We start from the raw sequence: 20,449 nt of genomic DNA, 5'->3' as shown, positions 1-20,449 counted from the left end.
AATGTGCCCGTTGGCGGCGGATTTAGCCTTCGTGGCGACCGACTGTCAAGTCCGGCTGCCGCCGGCCGGCCTTCATGGCTCGCCCTTGGCCTTGATTCCAAGCCGGCGCAGTTTCTCCCAGAGGGTCTTGCGCGTAATGCCCAGGGCCTCGGCGGCATGGGTCATATGGCCGCCGTGCCGTTCCAGGATCAGCGACAGGTAGTCGCGTTCGCAGCCCATCAGGTATTCGCTCAGGGATTCGGATTCCAGCGGCTGCGCCACTTCGCCGTCGATGCCGCCGCCAAAGAAGGCTTCGGCGCCGAGCAGCGGTCCGCTGGAGAGGATGCAGGCGCGCTCCACCGCGTGGCGCAACTCCCTCACGTTGCCGGGCCAGGCGTAGTGCAGCAGGGCCTGCTCGGTGCGCGGATCGAGGCGGCGCTGCTCGCCGGCGTGGGCGCGGTTGAATTCCTCGACGAAATGGCGCACGAACCAGCGGATGTCTTCCGGCCGTTCGCGCAGCGGCGGAATGCGCAGCTGTATCACATGAATCCGGTAATACAGATCCTCGCGGAACTGGCCGGCGTCGACCATCGCGCGCAGATCGCGATGGGTCGCGCAGACCAGGCGGAAGTCCGAGGTGATGGCTTTCTCTCCGCCGAGGCGGGTCAGGCGCTGGTCCTGCAGCACGCGCAACATCTTGGCCTGCATCGACAGCGGCATTTCGCCGATTTCGTCGAGGAACAGCGTGCCCTGGTGCGCCTGCTCGAAATAGCCGCGCTTGGCCTTGATCGCACCGGTGAAGGCGCCGCGTTCGTAACCGAAGAGTTCGGCTTCCATCAGCGACTCGGGAATCGAGGCGCAATTGACGGCGACGAATTCGCCCGCCTCGCCGATCGCGTGACGATGGAAAAGCTTCGCCACGTGCTCCTTGCCGGCCCCCGACTCGCCGGTGATCAGCAGCGCGGTGGCGTGGCGTGCCAGGCGCGGGATCGACTCGGCGATGCGCCTCATCGCCGGCGACACGCCGAGCGTATCGTCGCCGCCGTCGCGGACCGCGCCGTAGCCCTCGGCCAGACCGCGCACTTTCTGCACCAGGACGTCGACGTCGAAGGGCTTGGTGACGTAGTCCGCGGCACCGGCCTTGAGCAGTTCCACGGCGCGGTCGATGGTGCCGAAGGCGGTCATGAACAGGAAAGGCGGCAGCCACGGCTGCGTCTCCTTGAGTTCGAGGAACAGGTCGCCGCCGTTGCGGTCCGGCAGCCGGATGTCGCTCACCACGAGGCTGTAGCGGTGGGCGCCGATCGCCGCCGCGCCCGCGGCCGCCGTGCGGCACCAGTCCACGGCAAAGCCTTCCAGGCGGAACAGCTGGCACAGGGATTCGCCCATGATCTCGTCATCCTCGATCAGGCACAGGCGCAGCGAGGATTCAGTTTTCGACATAGGGAATTTCGGCGCTGAAGGTGGTGCAGCCGGGCTCGCTGTCGACCGACAGCCCGCCGTTCAATTGCTGAACGATCTGGTAAACCACCCAGAGACCGAGGCCGTAGCCCTTTTCGCGCCCGCTGACGAAGGGTTCGAAGAGATAGGCCATCTGCTCGTCGGGAATGTGCTTGCCGTCATTGCACACCGAGAATCTCAGCATTCCGTCGCCACTGTTGATGCCGAGGCGCACGCGCCCGCCCTCGTCGGCGGCGGCGATGGCATTGAGCAGCAGGTTGAGCAGGATCTGTCGCAGCAGCGTCGCCGGCAGTGGCAGCGCCCGCTGCAGCGGAGATTCCGTGACGACGGTGACGGAACGGGCACGCGCCTCGGCCTCGACCAGGATCAGCAGATCGTCGATGTCCGCGGGTTCGAACGGGCGGTCCTGCAACTTGGTTTCGACCAGCAAGGCGGCCACGGTATGGCGGATCTGCGTGAGGCCACGCTCCAGCAGGGACAGGGTCTGGTTCGCCAGCGGGTCGCCGGCGCCGTGGCGCTGGTAGGTCTTGATCGCGGTCAGCATGCCGCCCAGGGGATTGTTGATTTCATGGGCGATGCCGGCCGTCATGCGGCCGACGGCGGCCAGGCGCTCGGTGACCAGCATCTGGTCTTCCAGCTCCTGCTTGTGCTTCAACTCGCCGACCATGCGGCGAAAGGCGTTGCCCAGTTGCCCGATCTCGTCGCCGCTCTTGGGCAAATCGGCCAGGCGCGCCACTTCCAGGTCTCCCGGCACCCGGCGCATGGCGTCGGCCAGGGCCACCAGCGGTTCGCCCGTGCGCCGCGCCCAGAACCATGAGAAGGGCAGGATCAGCACCAGCACCAGCAGGGTGACGAATGCCGCCTGCCCCACCAGACCGATAAAGCGCGGCACAAAGGAAATTTTCGAATAGCCGAGGATGACGTGGCCGAGCGCGACGCCGTCCGCCACCAGCGGTGACATGACGAAGTAATGGACCGAATCGGCCGGCTCGATGACCTGCTGTTCCGTCGCCTTGGTCTTCACCAGCGCGGCGCGCAGACGCCCGTAGACGCCGCCGCGACTGGCCGGACTGCTGCCGATCGGAAATTCCTTGGGCCGGGTGGAGACGAAGACATTGAAATCCGCATCGGTTACCAGCACCACGTCGGCCTGCAATTCCGGCGCAATCGCGGTCGGATCGCGGGCCGACTGCAGGATTTCGTAGGCGCGCCAGATGTCGTCGTGCAGCACCGGCGTCACCAGCGTATTGGCCAGCACCCGCGCCAGGCTCTTGCCGTGGGCATCGAGGTTCTGCCGCATCTCGTCGTACTCGCGCGTCACCAGCGCAGCAGTGACCGCCAGTGCGGTGCCGAGCACAGCGCCCATCACGCGCAGCGGGATTTTCCAGCGCAGCGAAAGGTCGGCGAGCACGATCACGTGCTGCGCACTTTCGCCGCCATGCGCGCGATGCCGTCGAACAGCGCCGGCGCGCCGGCGACGAAGCCGTCGAGGCGCAACAGGTGCAGCAGTTCCGCACCTTCGGCATCGGCGGGCATGTCGACCAGGACAGCGCGAAAGCGCTGCAGTTCAACGGCAGGCATGTCCGGGCGCGCGACGAAGGGCGGGTGCCCGAATTCAGGCGAGCGCTCGATCACGCGCGTGCTGCGGGTCAGCGCGGGATGGGTCTCGGCCAGGGTCTCCCAGACATAGCCGTCCACGGCGCCGCCATCGGCCAGACCGACGCCGACCGCTTCGACCACTTTGCGGTGGCCCCAGGTGAAGAAGTTGCGGGAAAAGAAGGTCGTCGGATTCTCGCCCAGGGTGGTGAGCCGGTACTGGGGATAGAGGTAGCCCGAATTCGAATCCGGGTCCGAATACGAGAATACCTTGCCGCGCAAATCGGGCAGGCTGCTCGAATGCCCGTCGTCGGCCGGCACGATGATATAGGACTGGTAATACGGACGCCCGCGCCACAGCGGCACCGCGACCAGGCGCAGCTCATGCCGGTAGCGTACATAGGGATAGCCGCAGACCCAGGCGAAATCGATCTTGCCGCCGCGGACCAGGTCCAGCACCTCGCGGTAGTTGCCGCGCTGCACGAAGGCCACCGGCCGCTTCAGCCGGCGCTCCAGCCACAGCCGCCAGCGCGTCAGGAAACTCAACTGGTCGTCGAGGAAGACCGGCGTCAGGCCGATGCGCAGGACACTGGTCTCGGCGCGCACGGGTAGCAAGGGCATGGCAGCAACCGCCAGCACCGACTGCAGAAAAGCCCGCCTGCGTGTTCCCGCCAATAGGTGATCGCCCTCGCTCATTGCAGCGATGATAAGCGCGAAAACCGGCGCTTCATTGTCGATTTCAGCGAGCGTTACGCGGGCGTAGCAGGTTGCAGCGCAGCATCGAAGGCAAGTGTTACGCCAGCGTAACCATGGCCCGAAAGCCTTGCCGGCCGGCCCCGACCAAATCCCCAATGGCGACAAGGGATTGGCATCCGAGCGGCCCAACTGGTCTGGATGTTGCGTAAAGCAAACGGCAGGCTGGTCCATCGGGCGCCGATTTGCGCCAAACGTAACCAGAACAAAAACCGAATCACTGTATTCAGAGGAGGCAAGACAGATGAGTGAAGAATTGAGGGTCTCCCCCATCGAGACGCGCGGCGTCACCGGCAAGAGGCGTTTTGCCATGGTGGTCGATACGCGTCGCTGCATCGGCTGCATGGCCTGTCAGGTCGCGTGCAAGGCCGAATACGACACGCCGCTGGGCGTCAATCGAACCTGGGTGCCGTACAAGGTGGTGGGCAAATATCCCACCGTCAAGAAGCAGTTCCTGCCGCGGCTGTGCAACCACTGCGACGACGCGCCCTGCGTGCGCAACTGTCCGGTCGAAGCCACCTTCAAGGTCGAGGATGGCGGATTCATATTGCAGCGCTACGAGCGCTGCATCGGCTGCCGCAGCTGCATGGCCGCCTGTCCCTACAACGCGCGCTTCATGCTGCCTTCACATCGCAGCTACACGCCGATCACCAACGTGGTCGACAAGTGCACCTTCTGCTTCCACCGCGTGACCCAGAACCTGGTCCCGGCCTGCGTGCAGACCTGCATCGGCCGCTCGCGCGTGTTCGGCGACATCAACGATCCAAAAAGCGAGGTTTCCTACCTGGTGGCCACCAATTCGACCCAGGTGCTGCGTCCGGAAGAAGGCACCAAGCCGCACGTCTTCTACATCGGCGCCGATCGCAATGCGACCGAGTTCGGCCGCGACGCCTACCGCCAGCCTGAAGTGATGGAACAAGAGCGTTCCGCCTTCAAGCGCAACTTCAAGATCTGAGAGGGGACATCATGGGTGATTACGTCTGGTTTCACGATGTGTCGTGGCACGCAAGCTACGCCGTCTATTTCTTCGTCATCGGCATCCTCGCCGGTTTGTCGTTCATGTCCTACGGCTCCTGGATCACGCCGGCGCTGCGCCCCTTGCGCGAGAAGGCCGCCTACGGCTCGATCGCGCTGCTGGCGCTGGGCGGCGTACTGCTGATCGCCGACCTGTCGCAGCCGCTGCGCTTCCTCAACATCCTCAACCCCGGCTACCTGAACTTCAGCTCGCCGCTGGCCTGGGGAGCGCTCAACATCGTCGCCTTCGCCGTCGCCTCGGTGCTGTACATCATGGCGCTGCAGAAGGGCGACGAGGCCAAGGGCAAGCTGCTGGCGCTGGTTACGGCCTTGCTGGCGCTGGGTCTGCCGGTCTATACCGGCTTCGACCTAACGGTGCACCAGTCGCGCCCGGTGTGGAATTCGCCGATCATTCCGGTGCTGTTCGTCGCCATGGCGATCGCCTCGGGTTCCGCGGTCGGCTCGCTGCTGGCGATGGGCAACGAGGAGGCGCAGAAAGTCCTGCGCCAGTACATGCTGTGGTCGGCCGGTGCAGTAGCCGTGATGCTGGTTTCGGTCATGGGCACCACCAACTACGGCGGCTCCGCGGCGGAGCTGACCTTCATGATCATGACCACCGGCACCATGGGCCTGCTCTTCATCGGCGTCGGCTTCCTGGCCGGCAGCGTTGCGCCGGCGGTCCTGCTGTTCGCGCCGATGGGCAAGAGCCAGGCCGTGCTGATGGTTTCCGCCCTGCTGATCCTGGTCGGCGGCGCAGCCCTGCGCTACGTGCTGCTGATGGCGCCCCAACAATTGCAGACCCTGTTCTGACCGACCCCGAGGAGATATAGAAAATGGAAATGCCAAAAGTCACGCGTCGCACCTTCCTCAAGGTCAGCGCCACCACCGGTGCTGCCGCGGCCGCCGCGCCCCGTCTGCTCAACGCCATGGAAACCCAGCTGGGCGGCAAGGATTTCGGCCCGGTCACCGGCGCCGAGCGCAAGGCGATCCCGATCAACTGCCACGTCTGCAACATCCAGGACGGCGCCATCGCCTATGTCGAGAATGACCGCGTGGTCAAGCTCGAAGGCAATCCGGAGCATGTCTCGACCCGCGGCCGTCTCTGCGCCAAGGGCAACGCCGGCATGTGGTACAGCTACGACCCGGATCGCATCCTCTACCCGCTGAAGCGCGTCGGCGCCCGCGGCGAAGGCAAATGGAAGCGCATCACCTGGGACGAGGCCCTGACCGAACTCGCGGGCAAGCTCGACGCCGCGATCAAGGAAGATCCCAACACCATCATGCTCAAGTACGGCCGCAACCGCTCCGGCGGTGTGATCGACCGCTTCATGCAGACGCTGGGCTCGGCCACGGTGGTGAACCACACTTCGGTCTGCGAATCGTCGAAGAAAATCGGCATGGAGCCGACCTGGGGACCGGACATCGAAACGCCGGACTTCGCCAACGCCAAGTACGTGCTCAATTTCGGTTCCAACATCCTCGAAGCCGCCTACTTCCACAATCCGCTGTCGCAGCGCGTGACGGAAGGCCGCGTCGACAACCACATGAAGATCGTCACCTTCGACGTGCGCCTGTCCAACACGGCCGGTTTCTCCGACGAATGGGTTCCGGTGCATCCCGGCACCGACGGCGCGGTGGCCCTGGCCATGGGCCATGTGATCCTGCGTGAGGACTTGCAGGATTCGGACTTCATCGACACCTGGACCAACGTATCCGTCAAGGATCTCAAGGAGCATTACAAGCAATACACCCCGGAGTGGGCGTCGAAGATTTCCGGCGTGCCGGTCGAGACCATCGAGCGCGTCGCGCGCGAGTTCGCCACCACCAAGCCGGCCACGCTATTCACCTACCGCGGCCCGGCCAAGCACCTCTACGGCTCCTACAACGAGAAGGCCTGCATGATGCTGCCGATCATGACCGGCAACGTCGAGAAGAAGGGCGGCTACTGCCTGCCGCGCGGCATGGGTTGGCCGCAGCCGAGCCCGGCACCGGGCAAGCCGAAGAAGGCTTCCTATCTTTCGCATCCCTCCGAGTACCCACTGGCCGGCCACAAGGTCAGCCACCTGGTGCCCTTCTGGATCGCCGACGGCAAGCAGAAGATCAATGTCTACATCACCTACCAGGACAACCCGGTCTACACCAATCCGGGCTCCCAGGCGGTATGGGGCAAGCTGTTCAAGGACGAGAAGCTGATTCCCTACCTGGTCTCGATGAGTCCCTTCATGGGCGAGGAGACGGCGCTGGTCGACCTGATCCTGCCCGACTGCCCCTACCTGGAGCGCTGGGAGCCGGAGTCGATGCCCAACTCGCTGTGGCCCTGGCTGGGCATCCGCCAGCCGGTGCACAAGTCGCTCGGCGAGTCGCGCGAGAACCGCATCATGATGCGCGACATCATCTGGAAGCTCGATCCGGATGGCAAACGCGGCATGAAGCAGTTCTGGAACTTCAAGGATGGCGAGGACTACATGCGCCAGCACTTCGACAACGTGCCGGGCCTCAAGGAAGCCGGAGGCCTCGACTTCCTCAAGAAGCACGGCGTGTGGCCGATCTACGGCAAGCTCGATCCGAAATCCGGCAAGGTCACCGACAAGACCGGGCGCGAGATCCAGGCCGAATACGGCCTGTTCAAGAAGGAGTTGTCGGCGGCCGACATGGCCGGCGCCACCACCGACAAGGACGGCACCATCAGCAAGAACGGCAAGGCCATCGGCGTCAAGAGGAACGGCAAGAACTACGTCGGCTTCCCCACCGGCAACCGCATCATCAACGTGCGCGTCGACCATTGGGCGGAATTCGGCTTCAACCCGATGCCGACCTTCAAGCGCATTCCGTGGCACGAGACGATGAAGGACGACGAGCTGATCATGGTCACCTTCAAGCTCAACGTGATGAAACAGTCGCGCACGGCGGCGGTGAAATGGCTGGCCGAGATCGCCCACAGCAACCCGATGTGGATCAACCAGGCAACGGCGGACAAGATCGGCGTCAAGACCGGCGACCTGGTGCGCGTCGAAAGCCGCGTCGGCCACCTCGTCACCAAGGCCTACGTCACGGAGGGCATACACCCGAAGACGGTGGCGATTCCGACCGGCTTCGGCCACTGGGAATACGGCCGCCTGGCCACGCTCAAGCTCAAGGACAAGAAGAGCGAGGCCAGCCACGGCCAGGACGATCCGGACCTCAACAACGTCTGGTGGGAAGACAAGGGCGTCCATCCCAACAACATCATCCCGGTGGTGGCCGATCCGATCGGCGGTTCGCAGGGCTGGTACGACACCGTGGTCAAGGTGACCAAGGCCGGCCCCAACGACAAGTACGGCGATTCGCAAGGCGACTGGGACAAGCACTACGCGGCCTACAAGGAAACCATGCGCTACGCCTACAACGGCGACCTGCACCGCAAGATGCATCCGGAAATGGCCTCCTGGGCCGGCCCGGACAGCGTCAAGCAAAAGGAAGGCGGCGGCCATTGAGCACTCCCTGAGGAGGGAACTCCGGCCGCAGTTCCCACCAGCGGCCGGGTAATTGCGGCCCGCCAAGCCTGGCGGGCCAGCTTTTTATTAGTGTCAAAGTCGCCGCTGGCGACTCACCACGCTCCCCTCTCCCCTGGTGGGAGAGGGGCTGGGGGTGAGGGGGGCGCGGCACGGCGTTCATTGCCGGGGCTGCGCCAATAGCAAACATGACTGGGAGCTGACATGCTGAAAACCGTACTGGCACTCGATGACAACGAAGAGGACGTCGCTGCAGGCGAAACCACGGCCGTGCTGGCGTCGCCCGCCGAAACCATCGCCGACTGCCGTGCCCGCGCCGAGGTCTATCGGCTGCTCTGCGGCGCCTTCGTCGAAGAACCGGGCAGCGAATTCATTGCGGCACTGCGCACTCCGGCGGCACTGGCCGAGCTGGCCGAGGCCGGTCTGCGCTTCGACGCCGATTTCCTCGACGCCCCGCATGACGCGCTGATCGAAGCACTGGCCATCGAATACACGCAACAATTCGCCTCGTCCGGCGGCTTCCCCGCGGTCGAGTCGGTGCGCCTGACCGGACGCTACAAGCAGCAACCGAACTTCGACGCCATGCAAACCTACAAGCGCCTGGGTTTCGTGCTGCGCCCCGGCCGCTTCGAGGTGTTTGCCGATCAGCTCGGCGTCGAGCTGATGTTCGTCGCCGAGTTGCTGGATCGCGCCGCCAACGCGCTGGAGCAGGGCGATGCCGTGACGCAGCGGCGCCTGGACAAGGAAATCAAGCGCTTCTGGACCCAGCACCTCGGGCGCTGGGTGCGCGGCTACAGCCGCCTCATCGAACGCACTTCGGAGCATTCCTTCTTCCGCGAGATGGCACGTTTCCTGGGCGGGTTCGCCGCAGAGGAAATCGAGGCCATGGGCCTGCGCATCGAAGACCGGGACCAGGCGCGCCTGGAAGTGCCGAAGGACGACATCCGCGTCGAGTTCAATCCGAACGAGCCGGTCTGCAACGGCTGCATGACGGACGCGTTGTCCACCACGCTGTCGGCCCCCGACAACGTGCGGCGCCTCGAAGAAATGCGCGGCCTGAGCAAACTGAACGACCTGCGCGACCCGGGCTAGGAGCTTGCAATGATTCTCGATCTCGCCACACCGAAGGAACTGCCGCCGCCGGATCGCAGCGTACTTTCGCAGCTCGACTGGAAAGACGTCGCGGTGATGTGGAACAGCAACGACCTGGGCGCGCTGCACGACTGGCTCAACGAACGCTGGTCGCGCCTGATCCGCAACAGCCTGCTCGGCACCAAGGACCCGGAGGCCGAGTTCCTGCAGGGCCTGGCCTATGCGACGCTGGCGCTGTATTTCACCCAGAACCAGAACCAGGAAGGCGCGCTGCTGCTGATCGACGACGCGCAGATGGCGCTGGCCAAGTACAGCCCGCGCTTTCTCGGCGTCAATGTCGCGCCCATCCTCGGCGCCCTGCAGGAACTGCGGCCCCTGCTGGTCGGCCTGGCGCCGGACGACGACTGCCCGCTGTATCCTTTCGTCTATCCGAAATTCGAATACACGAGCTGAAACCCCATGCAAGCTGCCCTGGCTGAGTTCCCGATTGCCGAGCCCGCCAACGAGCCCACCAACGGGCTCGCCGAAACCCCGGATGCCCAAGAGTTGGCGCTGGCGCTACGGCGCTGGCTGGTGTGGGACGGCGCAGCCGAGGTCGGCGTCGATGACTTCGTCTGCGACGGTCCGGGGGTCGAAGCCGTCGCCGCCCTGTGCGCCGGCGTGATCCTCGCCGAGGGCGACGAACAGCGTGTCGCGACCCTGTTCGCCGCCGGGGCCGACTGCGTTTTCGTCGGCGAGGCGGCGCTGCTGGACAGCACCGCGGTCGAACGCCTGGTGGCGGCGCACGGCGCCAAGCGCATCGGGATCTACGCGCCGCTCGGGCGGCAGACCGTCAGCTGGTCCTTCGAGACGGTATCGAATGCCGATTTCAAGACCGTCACGCCATCGCATTGCGAACCGGCCTGGGAGGTCCTGCGCGCCGACGGCGGCGGCACCGGCACCCTGGCCGGATGGTGGCTGAAGGCGATGCGCGAACTCGGCGCCACGCGCTTCCTGGTGCGCGTGGATATCCGCGACGACACCGACCTCAATCTCTGCGCCGGACTGGTCGAGGACCTCGGCGACGCCTTGTGGATCGGACCGCTGCAGGACACGGCGCCGCGCCTCGCCGAATGGGTCGATTACGGCCAGTGCCGCCAGCTTGCGCTGGGCGCCGCGGCCTATGCGCATTGCAACGCCCTGCTGGATGGGCAGCCGGAGTCGGCATGAAGCGAGTGGCCTGGCCGCTCTTCGCGACATTCTTCGCGGCACTCTGCCTGCTGCTCGCCGGCGCCGCACAGGCGCAGGTCAGCCTCAATGACAAGGCGCAACTGGTGGCCGCGCTTTCCGCCAAGCCGCCCTGCTGCGTGATCGATGGCCGCGGCGCCGCCAGCCGCAAGCACGAGGTGCTGGACAACGCCCTGCCCTGGCGCGCCGACCTGAAGATCGACCCGACCGCCACCATAGTGGTGGTCGCCGACCGCGACCAGGATGCGCTCGGCATCGCCCGGACGCTCGCGCGCAAGCATCCGGGCAAGCCGATACTCGCCGTCAAGGGCGGCCTCGCCACCTGGAAATCGGCTGCGTTCGCGCTGCTCGCCGCCAGCGCGACCGGCGGCGCCGGCGGCCTGGTCAACTTCGTCATCCCGGCCAACACCTGCGAACAAGGCAAGCCGCTGCAGGAACTGCGGCCGGACAAGAAATGAGTGTCGGCGCTCCCGAATTCCGTGCCGCGCGCTGCGTGCGCTTCCGCTATCGCTACAGCGAATGCGCGCGCTGCCTGGATGCCTGTCCGCACCAGGCGATAGCGCTGTCCGATACCGGTGCGTCCATCGATGCCAACCTATGCCGCAACTGCGCGCTGTGCGTTTCCGCCTGCCGCACCGGCGCCTTCGCCGCGGACGGCTTCAAGCCCATCGACATGCTGCGCCAGGCGATCAAGACCGAGCGCTTCAGCATCGCCTGCGCACCCTCGGGCCATGCGGCGGATGCCGTCGTGCCCTGCCTCGGCACGCTCGATGCCTCGCTGCTGGCCTATCTGGAAAAGCGCCGCCTGCCGACCACCTTGCTCGGCGCCTCGCTATGCGCCGATTGCGCCCACGGCGCCAAGGGCGCGGCGCAACTGGCGGCGAACCTCGAAGCCGTGGCCGAGTTGCGCGCCGCTGCCGCGCCGGATGAATGGTTGCCGATCGACGTCGTCGAAGACGCCCCGGCGCTCGCCGCGGAAAAGCCGCGCTTCGCCTCCGCCCGCCGCCACCTGTTCCGCCGCCTGTTCGGCCGCGGCGTCGATGAGGTCGCCGCCGCCGTGGAACAAAGGCCGGCCGCCCAGCCGGCGCCCGACAAAGCCATCCGCGCCGGCGCCTATGCGCTGACCGAACAGCGCGAGCTGTTGCAGATCGTCGCCGGGCGCAAGGAGGGCGAGCCCTTTCGCGTCGCCATCCACGAGGCCCTGCCGGCGCTCGACATCACCATCAGCCCCGGCTGCACGGTCTGCGAAGCCTGTTTCCGCGTCTGCCCCACCGGCGCGATTTCGATTACCGAAAACCCCGGCGACTGGGCGCTGCTGTTCCAGCGCGACCGCTGCGTCGGCTGCGCGGCCTGCCTCGAAGTCTGCCAGCCGCGCGTGCTCGATGCCGCCGCCGCATTCGATCTGAGCCCCGATCAGCCGCCGCGCACCCTGATCAGCCTGGCCAAGCAGCGCTGCGACCGCTGCGACCGCTTCTTTGTCTCGCCGCGCCCGGAAAAAACCTGCCGGGTCTGCAGCGACGATCAGGATGCCTTCACCGCGATCTACGGCGGCTAGCGCCATGTTCAGCCGGACACGGGCGGATGGTCTTGATGGTCTTGTAGGGCCGACTTCAGTCGGCCAGGGGTGGATTGGCGCTGTAGGGCCGGCTTCAGCCGGCCAAGGGTGGATGGCGGACTGAAGTCCGCCCTACAAGTCCGCCCTACAATGAACCCGAAGGAGAATCGCACATGGAATGGGAATTCACGCCGCAGGAAGTGGTCAAGGGCCAGATCGGCTACAGCCTCGCCGACTTTCGCCAGGGCCTGGCCGAGGAGGTGCGGCAAAACGTCGCCGGCGACGCCGACGTGTTCACCCGCAGCTTCCACCTGCTCTACGACCTCTGCTACGCGCTGGCCACCAGCAAGGATCTGGAGGCGCATCTGACGGCCTATGCCTACGATCCGCCGACGGTGCAGTTCCTGCGCGAGCTGGCGCCGGTCATGAGCCCCAATGTCGACATGCTCGGCGCGATCCTGCAGCGCCAGATCATGGATCGCATCGAGGCCGGCATGGCCCTGGAAAACGCCGTCAGCGAGGTCGCCGACTGGCACCGCCAGGCCGTCGCCGAGCAGGCGCCGCTGGCCCACTGAGGCAGTTCGCCGGGCTTACTTCAGCGCGTTGCCGACCACCTCGGCGACGTCCCGCGCCAGATCGGCGCAGGCCTGGATGCGTTCCAGCGCGGCACGCGCATGAGCCTGCCGTTCTGCGTCGAACTGGCGCCAGCGGTCGAAGGCGCGGGCGATGCGCGAGGCAACCTGCGGGTTGATGGCCTGCAACTCGACGATCGCATCGGCCGCCAGCCGATAGCCGGAACCGTCGGCGGCATGGAACTGGCGCGGATTGGCGGCACAGAAGGCGCGCAGCAGCGCGTACACCTTGTTCGGATTCCTGATGTCGAAAGCCGGGTGCTGCATCAGTTCGCGCACGCGCGCCGCGGTGCCGGGCAGGCGCGAGGTGGCGTGCACCTGCAGCCACTTGTCGACCACCAGAGCCTCGCCCTTCCATTTGTCGTAGAAGGTCGCCAGCGCCGCGTCGCGCTCGGGCAGGTCGAGGTTGGCCAGGGTGCCCAGCGCGGCGATCACGTCGGTCATGTTGCCGGCGCCGGCGCACTGCGCCGCCAGCCGCGGCACCACGGCGGCCCTGAGGTAGGCCTCCGGGCTTTCGGCGAGATAGCCGAGCACCAGGTTGCGCAGCGCGCGGCGGCCGACCTGGACGCCGTCGGGGGCGTAGGCGGCCTCGGCCAGCAATTGCGCCAGCGCTTGCCACACGGCCTCGAACTTGTCGCGCAGCCGCGCCGCGAGATGGCGGCGCAATTCGAGGCGGGCGAGGTGGATGGCGTCGGGGTCGATGAGCTGGCCGCGGCCGGCGACTTCCTCGGCCAGCACCTGTTCGGCAGGCAGCACCAGGGCCTCGGCGGCGAGCGCGGCGTCCTGGTGTTTACCCAAACCCAGGCCCGCGTCGAGCACGCGGTCCACGGCGGCGACGAAGGCCTCGGGTATCCATGCCGTGCCGCGGCCGCCTGCGGCGATGCCGGCCAGCAGCACGCGCGTGGCGAGGCGCTGGCCGGCTTCCCAGCGGTTGAAGGCATCGGAGTCGTGCGCCATCAGGTGGGCCAGTTCGGCGTCGCTCTGCTCGAAGTCGAGATGCACCGGCGCCGAGTAGTCGCGCAGCAGCGACGCCACGGGCAGGTCGGGAATGTCCTCAAAGACGAAGCTTTGCGTGGCCTCGGTCAGCGACAGCACACGGGTAGTGTCGGCCAGCGCATCGCTGCCGTCGGGCAGCACCAGGCCGACGGCGACCGGGATGTGCAGCGGGCCGTCGTCGACGGCGAGACCGGCCTCCTGCAGTTTCTGCTCGTAGGCGGTGGGGGTCAGCGACTGCGTCAGCGTCAGCGTGTAGCGTTTGGCCGCCGCGTCGTAAGTGCCGCAAGCCTGCAGCCGCGGCGTGCCGGCGCGCGCGTACCAGCGGCGGAACTGGCCGAGGTCGACCTGCGATGCATCCTGCATTGCGGCGACGAAATCCTCGCAGGTCACGGCCTGGCCGTCGTGGCGCTGGAAGTAGAGATCCATGCCGCGGCGGAAGGCCTCGCGGCCGATCAGGGTGTGGATCATGCGCACCACCTCGGCGCCTTTTTCATAGACCGTGGCGGTGTAGAAATTGTTGATCTCGGCGTAGGAGGCCGGGCGGATCGGATGCGCCATGGGGCCGGCGTCCTCGGGGAACTGGGCCACGCGCAACTGGCGCACTTCCTGGATGCGGGTCACGGCGCGCGAATGCACGTCGGCGCCGAATTCCTGGTCGCGAAAGACCGTGAGGCCTTCCTTCAGCGAGAGCTGGAACCAGTCGCGGCAGGTGACGCGATTGCCGGTCCAGTTGTGGAAATATTCGTGGGCGACGACGCGGTCGATGCCCTGGTAATCGCCGTCGGTGGCCGTGTCCGGGCGCGCCAGCACGTACTTGGTGTTGAAGATGTTGAGGCCCTTGTTCTCCATCGCGCCCATGTTGAAGTCGCCCACCGCGACGATCATGTAGTGGTCGAGATCCATCTCCAGGCCGAAGCGCCGCTCGTCCCAGGCCATGGCCTTCTTCAGTGCGGCGATGGCGTGGCCGCACTGGTCGAGCTTGCCGGGTTCGACATACACCGCAAGGCGCACCGCGCGGCCGGATTTGGTGAGGAAGAGATCCTCCCGCACGTCGAGCCGGGCGGCGACCAGGGCGAACAGATAGGCCGGCTTGGCGTAGGGATCTTCCCAGCGCGCCCAGTGGCGCTTGTCGTCGCCGGCGGCATCGCCCGCAGCTTCGCCCCTGGCGACCAGATTGCCGTTGGACAGCAGTTGCGGGAAGCGCTCGCGGTCGGCCTCGATGGTGCAGGTGAAGCGCGCCATCACGTCGGGCCGGTCGGGAAAGAAGGTGATGCGGCGAAAGCCCTGTGCCTCGCACTGCGTGAAGTAGCCGTCCTTCGAGCGGTAGAGGCCGGAGAGCTGGGTGTTGTTGTCGGGCTCGATGCGCACCAGGGTTTCCAGCGTGAAGCTGTCGGGCAGCGCCGCCCCCTCGACGCCGCGGATGGTCAGGCGGTCATCGTCCAGGCTGTAGCGCGAGGGCGTCAGCGCCGCACCGCCAACGCCAACTTCCTGCAGCGCCAGTTCCTCGCCGTCGAGCACCAGATCGGCGCCCGCATCGACTGCGGCGGGATTGCGCCGGCACGCCAGCTTGCTGCGCACTTCGGCATGGCCGTCGCGGATGGCGACATGCAGGTCGACGCGGTCGATCAGCCAGGCCGGCGCGGCATAGTCCTTGAGGTAGATGGCGTGGGGAGTTTCGGTGCGCATATTGTTTTGCGTGCTCTATTGTCAGGACGAACCATGGGTTTAGGGCAGCAGTATTTTCGGGAAAGGCGTTCCAGGTCAAGCGGCATCTTCGGCGGCAAGGAATCGCAATAGCGTCAGACAGTTGCTGTCGGCCTGCTCTTGACCCATGGCGTCCATTAATGCTACCCGCCAATTACGTTCACGTTCGCCTGTGTTGCAGGTGATCGCCGTATCGCCACGGCAGGCTCTAACAGAGAAGCAGCATAGAGCCGGCCTTTATGATTGGCAGCTTGGTCTTGCCGGGCTGTCAATTGGTCTGCCTGAACTCACGGACTCCAGCGAACAAGCTGTGCGCAGCGGAATTGAATAGTTCCCACCCTTCTGCACGAACCCGAGCCGCCGCAGAAACCGGTCCGATTTTGCCATGCGCACACCCGATTCGATTGGAATCGTGACTTCCACCGCTCCACGCTTTCCCGCCCAAGTGCAAAAGGCCCGGATGAGGCGCAATGCGGCCGCACTGCCCCTAAAATCAGGATCGACCCAGAGCAGGACCGAATTTGCCGACTTGCTGTGCGTAAAGAAATACTCCTCCATTGATCCGATGAACATACCGATCAGCCGCCCATCGCCGCTTTCTGCCAGCAGGCAAAGGTGCGAACCACGGGATTCCTGCATGGCGATCAGGGCAGTCAGTCCCGCCAGCAGCTTCAGTTCGTCATAAGGGAAACGGTTGTAGCGGCTCGCCCCATGGGCGAGCCGCCCGACCGCGATCATGTCCAGCACGTCGGCCGGGGTGGCGGGAAACAGCTTCACTGCCAGTTTGCCGCAATAGTCGTCGCCAGCGCATCCTGGTAGCTTTGCGGCAACGTAGTCTGGCCTGCGGCCGGCGGACTGAAGGCCGCCATCGCCTGGACCAGATTCTCGACGCGCGCATCGGTGAGCAGCTTACCGGTGGACGTCTTGAACTGCTCGACATGATAGTCGGACGCATTGAAGTACCAGTACTGAATCGTCAGCTTGTCGGAAGTGCCAATGATGCTGACTTCAAGATCGTTACCGACATGGCGGAACCAAAGCTGGTCCGCGGCAATACCATCCGCAAATGACACAAGGTCAGTGTTGCCGACTGTCTTGTCAAGGTCATGGATTCTGTCGGCTTGATAACCGCGCGCGAACAGGTACGTGTCGTTCCCAAGTCCTCCAACGAGGAGGTCTGCACTCGCACCGCCATCCAGAACATTGGCTTGGCTATTTCCCTGTAGCCAATTTGAGCTGGCATTACCGGTACCATTGATTGCAGAGTTCCCCGTTAGGTCTAGCCTCTCGACGTCCGGAATCAAGGCATAACTGACTGTAGAGTACACCCTGTCGTAACCAGCGCCGAGATTTTCGATTACCACGTCGCCACTGTTGTCGACGTAATAGATGTCGTCGCCGAACCCGCCCGCCATGGTGTCCGCGCCAGCCCCTCCGTTCAGCGTATCGTTGCCCGCGTCGCCGGTCAGCCTGGTGGCGGCACCGTTACCGATCAGGATGTTGTTCAGGGCATTGCCGGTGCCGTCGATGGCGGCAGTTCCGGTCAGGGTCAGGTTCTCGACGTTGCTGCCCAGCGTGTAGCTGTTCGACGAGTACACCCAATCCGCCCCTTCGCCGACCTTCTCGACCACGACGTCGGCACCGTCTATATCCATATATTGGTCATTCCCAGCGCCGCCGGTAAGCGTATTTGCGGCGCTGTTCCCAGCCAGGTAATTGGCCAACGAATTACCTGTGCCGTCGATGGCCGATGTTCCGGTCAACATAAGGCACTCGACATTGATACCTAACGAATAAGTAATCGAAGACTTCACTATGTCCCAACCTGCGTTAGCGTTCTCGATTACCATGTCACCGATGTTGTCGATAACGTAAGTGTCATTGCCGATTCCACCGCTGAGCGCGTTCGCCCCGCTGTTGCCTGTCAGTGAATTGGCCAGAGAATTGCCGGTGCCATTGATGTCGGAAGTTCCTGTCAACGTAAGGTTCTCGACATTGGCGCCCAAGGTGTAGGCAATTGATGACTGCACCGTGTCCGTTCCCGCGTTGGCGTTCTCGGTTACGACATCACCAGAGTCATCGACCACAAAGCGGTCATCTCCCACCCCACCGATCATGGTATCCACGCCAGTGCCGCCGTCCAGTGTGTCGTTGCCAGCACCGCCATCGAGTGTGTCGTTTCCGTCAAGGCCGAGCAAAGTATCGGAATATGCAGTACCAATCAGGCTGTCGTTGTTGGCCGTTCCGGCTTGATAGCCTGTTACAACAGCAGTGGGAGAACTCGCTATCGACTCTGTCGTCCCATGACCGTCGGTATAGCCGGCGTTCACTCGCACCAACTGGCCGACTTGCGCTTGGGTGAGCGTGAAGGTATTCGACGTGGCGCCAGCAATCGCCGCCCAAGCGCTTCCGTCGGTCGAGGATTGCCACTGATAGCTGACGGTACCCAGACCGTCGGCATCGGCCAGCGTGTTGCTGGCGGTCAGGGTTTGGCCCTGGATCGCCGTGCCGCCAACGCCAACTATTCCCGTCGGCGCGAAATTCACCTTCTGCCGAATATCGGATGCCTGCCAAACCGTGTTTGTATCACCCGCGAATACGATGCCTTCCACCGCATACTGGCCCGGTATCGTCTCATCGAAGGTAACGCTGTCGGTAGCCGAAACAGTAAGCGTCACCTGGAAACCCGTGCGGCTTGCGGTCACGCCAGACGCCACAATGCCAGCCCCAAAAACCAATTGATCGGTACCGCCGGTGTCGACGATGGTGTCTGTCCCGCCGCCAACCGAGAACTTATAAGTGTCATCGCCCGCGCCGCCGATCAAGGTATCGGCCCCGCCACCACCGTCCAGCGTGTCGTTGCCGACTTCACCATCCAGCACGTTGGCATTCCAGTTTCCGGTGAGCGTGTTGTCGAGGCTGTTGCCCGTGCCGTTGATCGCACCGCCCCCCGTCAGCGTGATGTTTTCGAGGTTGGCGCCCAGCGTGTAGCCGATGGACGAAAGCACGGAATCAACACCCTCGCCTGCGTTTTCGGTCACCGTGTCGCCGGCGTTGTCGACTACATAGCTATCGTCGCCCGTACCGCCGGCCAGCGCATCCGCACCCGCGCCGCCGTCCAGGGTATCGTTGCCGGCGCCGCCGGAAAGCGCATTGACGCCGGCATTGCCGACCAGCCGGTTGTCCGCGGCGTTGCCAGTGACATTCAAGTTTGCAGTGCCGGCAAGCACCACACTTTCCAGATCCGGACTTGCGGAAAGATCGAAGCTGACCGATGCCACCACCGTATCGCTGCCCTCGCCCGCAAGCTCCGTCACCACGTCGCCGGCAGTGTCGACCACGTAGGTATCGTCGCCCGTACCGCCGATCAGCGTATCCGCTCCCACACCTCCATCGAGCATGTCGTTGCCGGCGCCGCCCGTCAGCAAGTTTGCCGCACTGTTTCCGGAAAGCCAATTGTCCAGCGTGTTGCCGGTACCGCTGATGGCGCCGGTGGCGAGCACCAAGTTCTCCACATCGGCGCCGAGCGTGTAATTGACCGTCGAGTACACCGTGTCGATACCCTCGCTGACGTTCTCCATGACAACATCGCCGACGTTGTCCACCAAGTAGGTATCGTCGCCCGCGCCGCCGGCCATCGTGTCGACGCCTGCGGCCCCATCGAGAATGTTGTCGCCGGCGTTGCCCGTCAGCGTATTGACCAGATCATTCCCGGTGGCGTTGATCGAATCGGTGCCGGTCAGTGTCAGGTTCTCGATGTTATTGCCCAGCGTGTAAGAAACCGACGACAGCACGGCATCCCTACCCTCGCCTGCGTACTCGACCACCGCATCGGCCTGACTATCGACGACATAAGTGTCGTCACCCGCACCTCCCAGCAGTGCATCGACGCCGCCCTTGCCGTCGAGTACGTTGTTGGCGGCATTGCCGACGATGCGGTTCGCCGCGTCGTTGCCTGTGCCGTTGGTGGCCGTACCCGTGAGGACGAGGTTCTCGACATTCGCCGCAAGGGTGTAGTTGACGCCGGACTTGATCGTATCGAAACCGCCGTCGGGCAACTCGATTACCGTGTCGCCGGCGTTGTCGACGAGGTAGGTGTCGTCGCCGGTGCGGCCGGTCATGGCGTCGGCGCCGGCGCCGCCATCTAGGGTGTTGCCACCGGCATCGCCTGGAAGTTGGTCATTTCCGGCACCGCCTAAAACCAGCCCAAACGCTGCAGCAAACTTGAAGTTGCCGGCATTCAGTTCGCCAGCCACACCGGCGAGATTCACATAAATCGTATCGGAACCGTTACTCGCCGAGATTGTGGTTACCTGTATGCCGCCGAGCGTCTGGCTGCTGATACTCAGGTCCGACATTCCTCTGATCCAAGTGTAATCACTCAGATCAATGGCTTCGCCAGCCTCGCCCGCATTGAAGTCGGCAATCAGGTTGGACGCAGCCACGATTCCTTCTGACAGGAAAACCCCTGGAGTACCGCCCCCTCCCGTTACGACTCTGAAAACATCAGCCCCCGCACCCCCTACGCGAGTTCCGTAAAACCCAGACGTCGCTGTCGATATCTCTCCGATATCGCCATCCAGCAATAGCGTGTCATTCCCGGCACCGCCTTCCAGATAATCTGCTTCAGTACCACCTATCAATTCATCATTGCCGTCATCCCCATAAATGGCGTCTCGACCGGCGTCGCCGCGGAGGTAGTCATTGCCGGCTCCACCGAAAATGACATCGTCTCCCGCCCCACCAGCCACGAAGTCGGCAAATCCTCCCGATTCCAGCCAGTCGCTCCCTGATCCCCCATCGACCCAATCGGCCCCCTCGACTGGCGCCAGATAGTCGGCATAAATCAGATCATCCCCATTGCCGCCATCTAGAACACTGTTGGCGCCCGAATGCTTATTGAGGCTTCCGTAATACATGACATCACCACAGGGTAGCCTGCATCCAGCAAG

15 protein-coding genes are annotated in these 20,449 nt (G+C 64.5%); 9 read left to right on the top strand and 6 right to left on the bottom strand.

The annotated features are described in order from the left end of the window. Positions 1–72: 72 nt before the first annotated feature. The 3 genes from RMO95_RS10975 to RMO95_RS10965 are packed head-to-tail and all read right to left on the bottom strand — an operon-like array spanning position 73 to position 3,654. Positions 73–1,419, bottom strand: coding sequence for a sigma-54 dependent transcriptional regulator (locus tag RMO95_RS10975; protein WP_310450671.1), 1,347 nt, complete (start codon positions 1,417–1,419; stop codon positions 73–75). Then, complete coding sequence (locus RMO95_RS10970; RefSeq protein WP_310450670.1) at positions 1,406–2,848, bottom strand: HAMP domain-containing sensor histidine kinase; 1,443 nt, start codon at positions 2,846–2,848, stop codon at positions 1,406–1,408. The genes RMO95_RS10975 and RMO95_RS10970 overlap by 14 nt, the downstream gene beginning before the upstream one ends. A gap of 2 nt (positions 2,849–2,850) precedes the next feature. After that, positions 2,851–3,654, bottom strand: coding sequence for a PhnD/SsuA/transferrin family substrate-binding protein (locus tag RMO95_RS10965; protein ID WP_310450669.1), 804 nt, complete (start codon positions 3,652–3,654; stop codon positions 2,851–2,853). Positions 3,655–4,030: 376 nt separating this feature from the next. On the opposite strand from RMO95_RS10965, the gene RMO95_RS10960 reads away from it, so the two are divergent. The 9 genes from RMO95_RS10960 to RMO95_RS10920 all read left to right on the top strand — a co-directional run bounded on the left by RMO95_RS10960 (position 4,031) and on the right by RMO95_RS10920 (position 12,740). Then, the gene (locus tag RMO95_RS10960; RefSeq protein WP_310450668.1) at positions 4,031–4,741 is read left to right on the top strand and encodes a 4Fe-4S dicluster domain-containing protein; all 711 of its coding nucleotides are present in this window, start codon (positions 4,031–4,033) and stop codon (positions 4,739–4,741) included. An 11-nt stretch (positions 4,742–4,752) separates the two neighbouring features. Then, the gene (nrfD, locus tag RMO95_RS10955) at positions 4,753–5,610 is read left to right on the top strand and encodes an NrfD/PsrC family molybdoenzyme membrane anchor subunit (RefSeq protein WP_310450667.1); all 858 of its coding nucleotides are present in this window, start codon (positions 4,753–4,755) and stop codon (positions 5,608–5,610) included. Positions 5,611–5,633: 23 nt separating this feature from the next. Then, positions 5,634–8,273 (top strand): molybdopterin-dependent oxidoreductase, encoded by a 2,640-nt coding sequence (locus tag RMO95_RS10950; RefSeq protein ID WP_310450666.1) that lies wholly within the window; start codon positions 5,634–5,636, stop codon positions 8,271–8,273. Between the two features lie 222 nt (positions 8,274–8,495). After that, positions 8,496–9,383: a molecular chaperone TorD family protein gene (locus tag RMO95_RS10945; RefSeq protein WP_310450665.1), complete on the top strand. Its 888-nt coding sequence runs from the start codon at positions 8,496–8,498 to the stop codon at positions 9,381–9,383. Positions 9,384–9,392: 9 nt separating this feature from the next. Then, positions 9,393–9,836, top strand: a complete 444-nt coding sequence (locus RMO95_RS10940; RefSeq protein WP_310450664.1) for a hypothetical protein — start codon at positions 9,393–9,395, stop codon at positions 9,834–9,836. Between the two features lie 6 nt (positions 9,837–9,842). Further along, positions 9,843–10,592: a hypothetical protein gene (locus RMO95_RS10935; protein WP_310450663.1), complete on the top strand. Its 750-nt coding sequence runs from the start codon at positions 9,843–9,845 to the stop codon at positions 10,590–10,592. Continuing rightward, positions 10,589–11,068 (top strand): hypothetical protein, encoded by a 480-nt coding sequence (locus RMO95_RS10930; RefSeq protein ID WP_310450662.1) that lies wholly within the window; start codon positions 10,589–10,591, stop codon positions 11,066–11,068. The genes RMO95_RS10935 and RMO95_RS10930 overlap by 4 nt, the downstream gene beginning before the upstream one ends. Then, positions 11,065–12,165 (top strand): 4Fe-4S dicluster domain-containing protein, encoded by a 1,101-nt coding sequence (locus RMO95_RS10925; RefSeq protein ID WP_310450661.1) that lies wholly within the window; start codon positions 11,065–11,067, stop codon positions 12,163–12,165. The genes RMO95_RS10930 and RMO95_RS10925 overlap by 4 nt, the downstream gene beginning before the upstream one ends. A gap of 173 nt (positions 12,166–12,338) precedes the next feature. Next, the gene (locus RMO95_RS10920) at positions 12,339–12,740 is read left to right on the top strand and encodes a hypothetical protein (protein WP_310450660.1); all 402 of its coding nucleotides are present in this window, start codon (positions 12,339–12,341) and stop codon (positions 12,738–12,740) included. A gap of 15 nt (positions 12,741–12,755) precedes the next feature. On the opposite strand, the gene pepN is transcribed toward RMO95_RS10920, so the two are convergent. The 3 genes from pepN to RMO95_RS10905 form a co-directional block, all read right to left on the bottom strand. Continuing rightward, positions 12,756–15,479 (bottom strand): aminopeptidase N, encoded by a 2,724-nt coding sequence (pepN, locus tag RMO95_RS10915; RefSeq protein WP_310450659.1) that lies wholly within the window; start codon positions 15,477–15,479, stop codon positions 12,756–12,758. 255 nt (positions 15,480–15,734) lie between these two features. Next, positions 15,735–16,274, bottom strand: coding sequence for a GNAT family N-acetyltransferase (locus RMO95_RS10910; RefSeq protein WP_310450658.1), 540 nt, complete (start codon positions 16,272–16,274; stop codon positions 15,735–15,737). Beyond that, complete coding sequence (locus RMO95_RS10905; RefSeq protein ID WP_310450657.1) at positions 16,271–20,416, bottom strand: calcium-binding protein; 4,146 nt, start codon at positions 20,414–20,416, stop codon at positions 16,271–16,273. Before RMO95_RS10905 ends, RMO95_RS10910 begins: the two co-directional genes overlap by 4 nt. Between the last annotated feature and the right edge of the window lie 33 nt (positions 20,417–20,449).

The organism is Sulfuritalea sp. (assembly GCF_031426875.1).
GTDB lineage: Bacteria > Pseudomonadota > Gammaproteobacteria > Burkholderiales > Rhodocyclaceae > Sulfuritalea.
This window is presented reverse-complemented; position numbering and strand designations above follow the sequence as displayed.

What these genes read in the sequence shown, in the direction of transcription:
- pepN (WP_310450659.1), bottom strand. Translation starts at nt 15,479, where the DNA reads ATGCGCACCGAAACTCCCCACGCCATCTACCTCAAGGACTATGCCGCG.
- RMO95_RS10905 (WP_310450657.1), bottom strand. Translation starts at nt 20,416, where the DNA reads ATGTATTACGGAAGCCTCAATAAGCATTCGGGCGCCAACAGTGTTCTA.
- RMO95_RS10960 (WP_310450668.1), top strand. Translation starts at nt 4,031, where the DNA reads ATGAGTGAAGAATTGAGGGTCTCCCCCATCGAGACGCGCGGCGTCACC.
- RMO95_RS10950 (WP_310450666.1), top strand. Translation starts at nt 5,634, where the DNA reads ATGGAAATGCCAAAAGTCACGCGTCGCACCTTCCTCAAGGTCAGCGCC.
- nrfD (WP_310450667.1), top strand. Translation starts at nt 4,753, where the DNA reads ATGGGTGATTACGTCTGGTTTCACGATGTGTCGTGGCACGCAAGCTAC.
- RMO95_RS10975 (WP_310450671.1), bottom strand. Translation starts at nt 1,419, where the DNA reads ATGTCGAAAACTGAATCCTCGCTGCGCCTGTGCCTGATCGAGGATGAC.
- RMO95_RS10920 (WP_310450660.1), top strand. Translation starts at nt 12,339, where the DNA reads ATGGAATGGGAATTCACGCCGCAGGAAGTGGTCAAGGGCCAGATCGGC.
- RMO95_RS10930 (WP_310450662.1), top strand. Translation starts at nt 10,589, where the DNA reads ATGAAGCGAGTGGCCTGGCCGCTCTTCGCGACATTCTTCGCGGCACTC.
- RMO95_RS10965 (WP_310450669.1), bottom strand. Translation starts at nt 3,654, where the DNA reads ATGCCCTTGCTACCCGTGCGCGCCGAGACCAGTGTCCTGCGCATCGGC.
- RMO95_RS10925 (WP_310450661.1), top strand. Translation starts at nt 11,065, where the DNA reads ATGAGTGTCGGCGCTCCCGAATTCCGTGCCGCGCGCTGCGTGCGCTTC.
- RMO95_RS10945 (WP_310450665.1), top strand. Translation starts at nt 8,496, where the DNA reads ATGCTGAAAACCGTACTGGCACTCGATGACAACGAAGAGGACGTCGCT.
- RMO95_RS10940 (WP_310450664.1), top strand. Translation starts at nt 9,393, where the DNA reads ATGATTCTCGATCTCGCCACACCGAAGGAACTGCCGCCGCCGGATCGC.
- RMO95_RS10935 (WP_310450663.1), top strand. Translation starts at nt 9,843, where the DNA reads ATGCAAGCTGCCCTGGCTGAGTTCCCGATTGCCGAGCCCGCCAACGAG.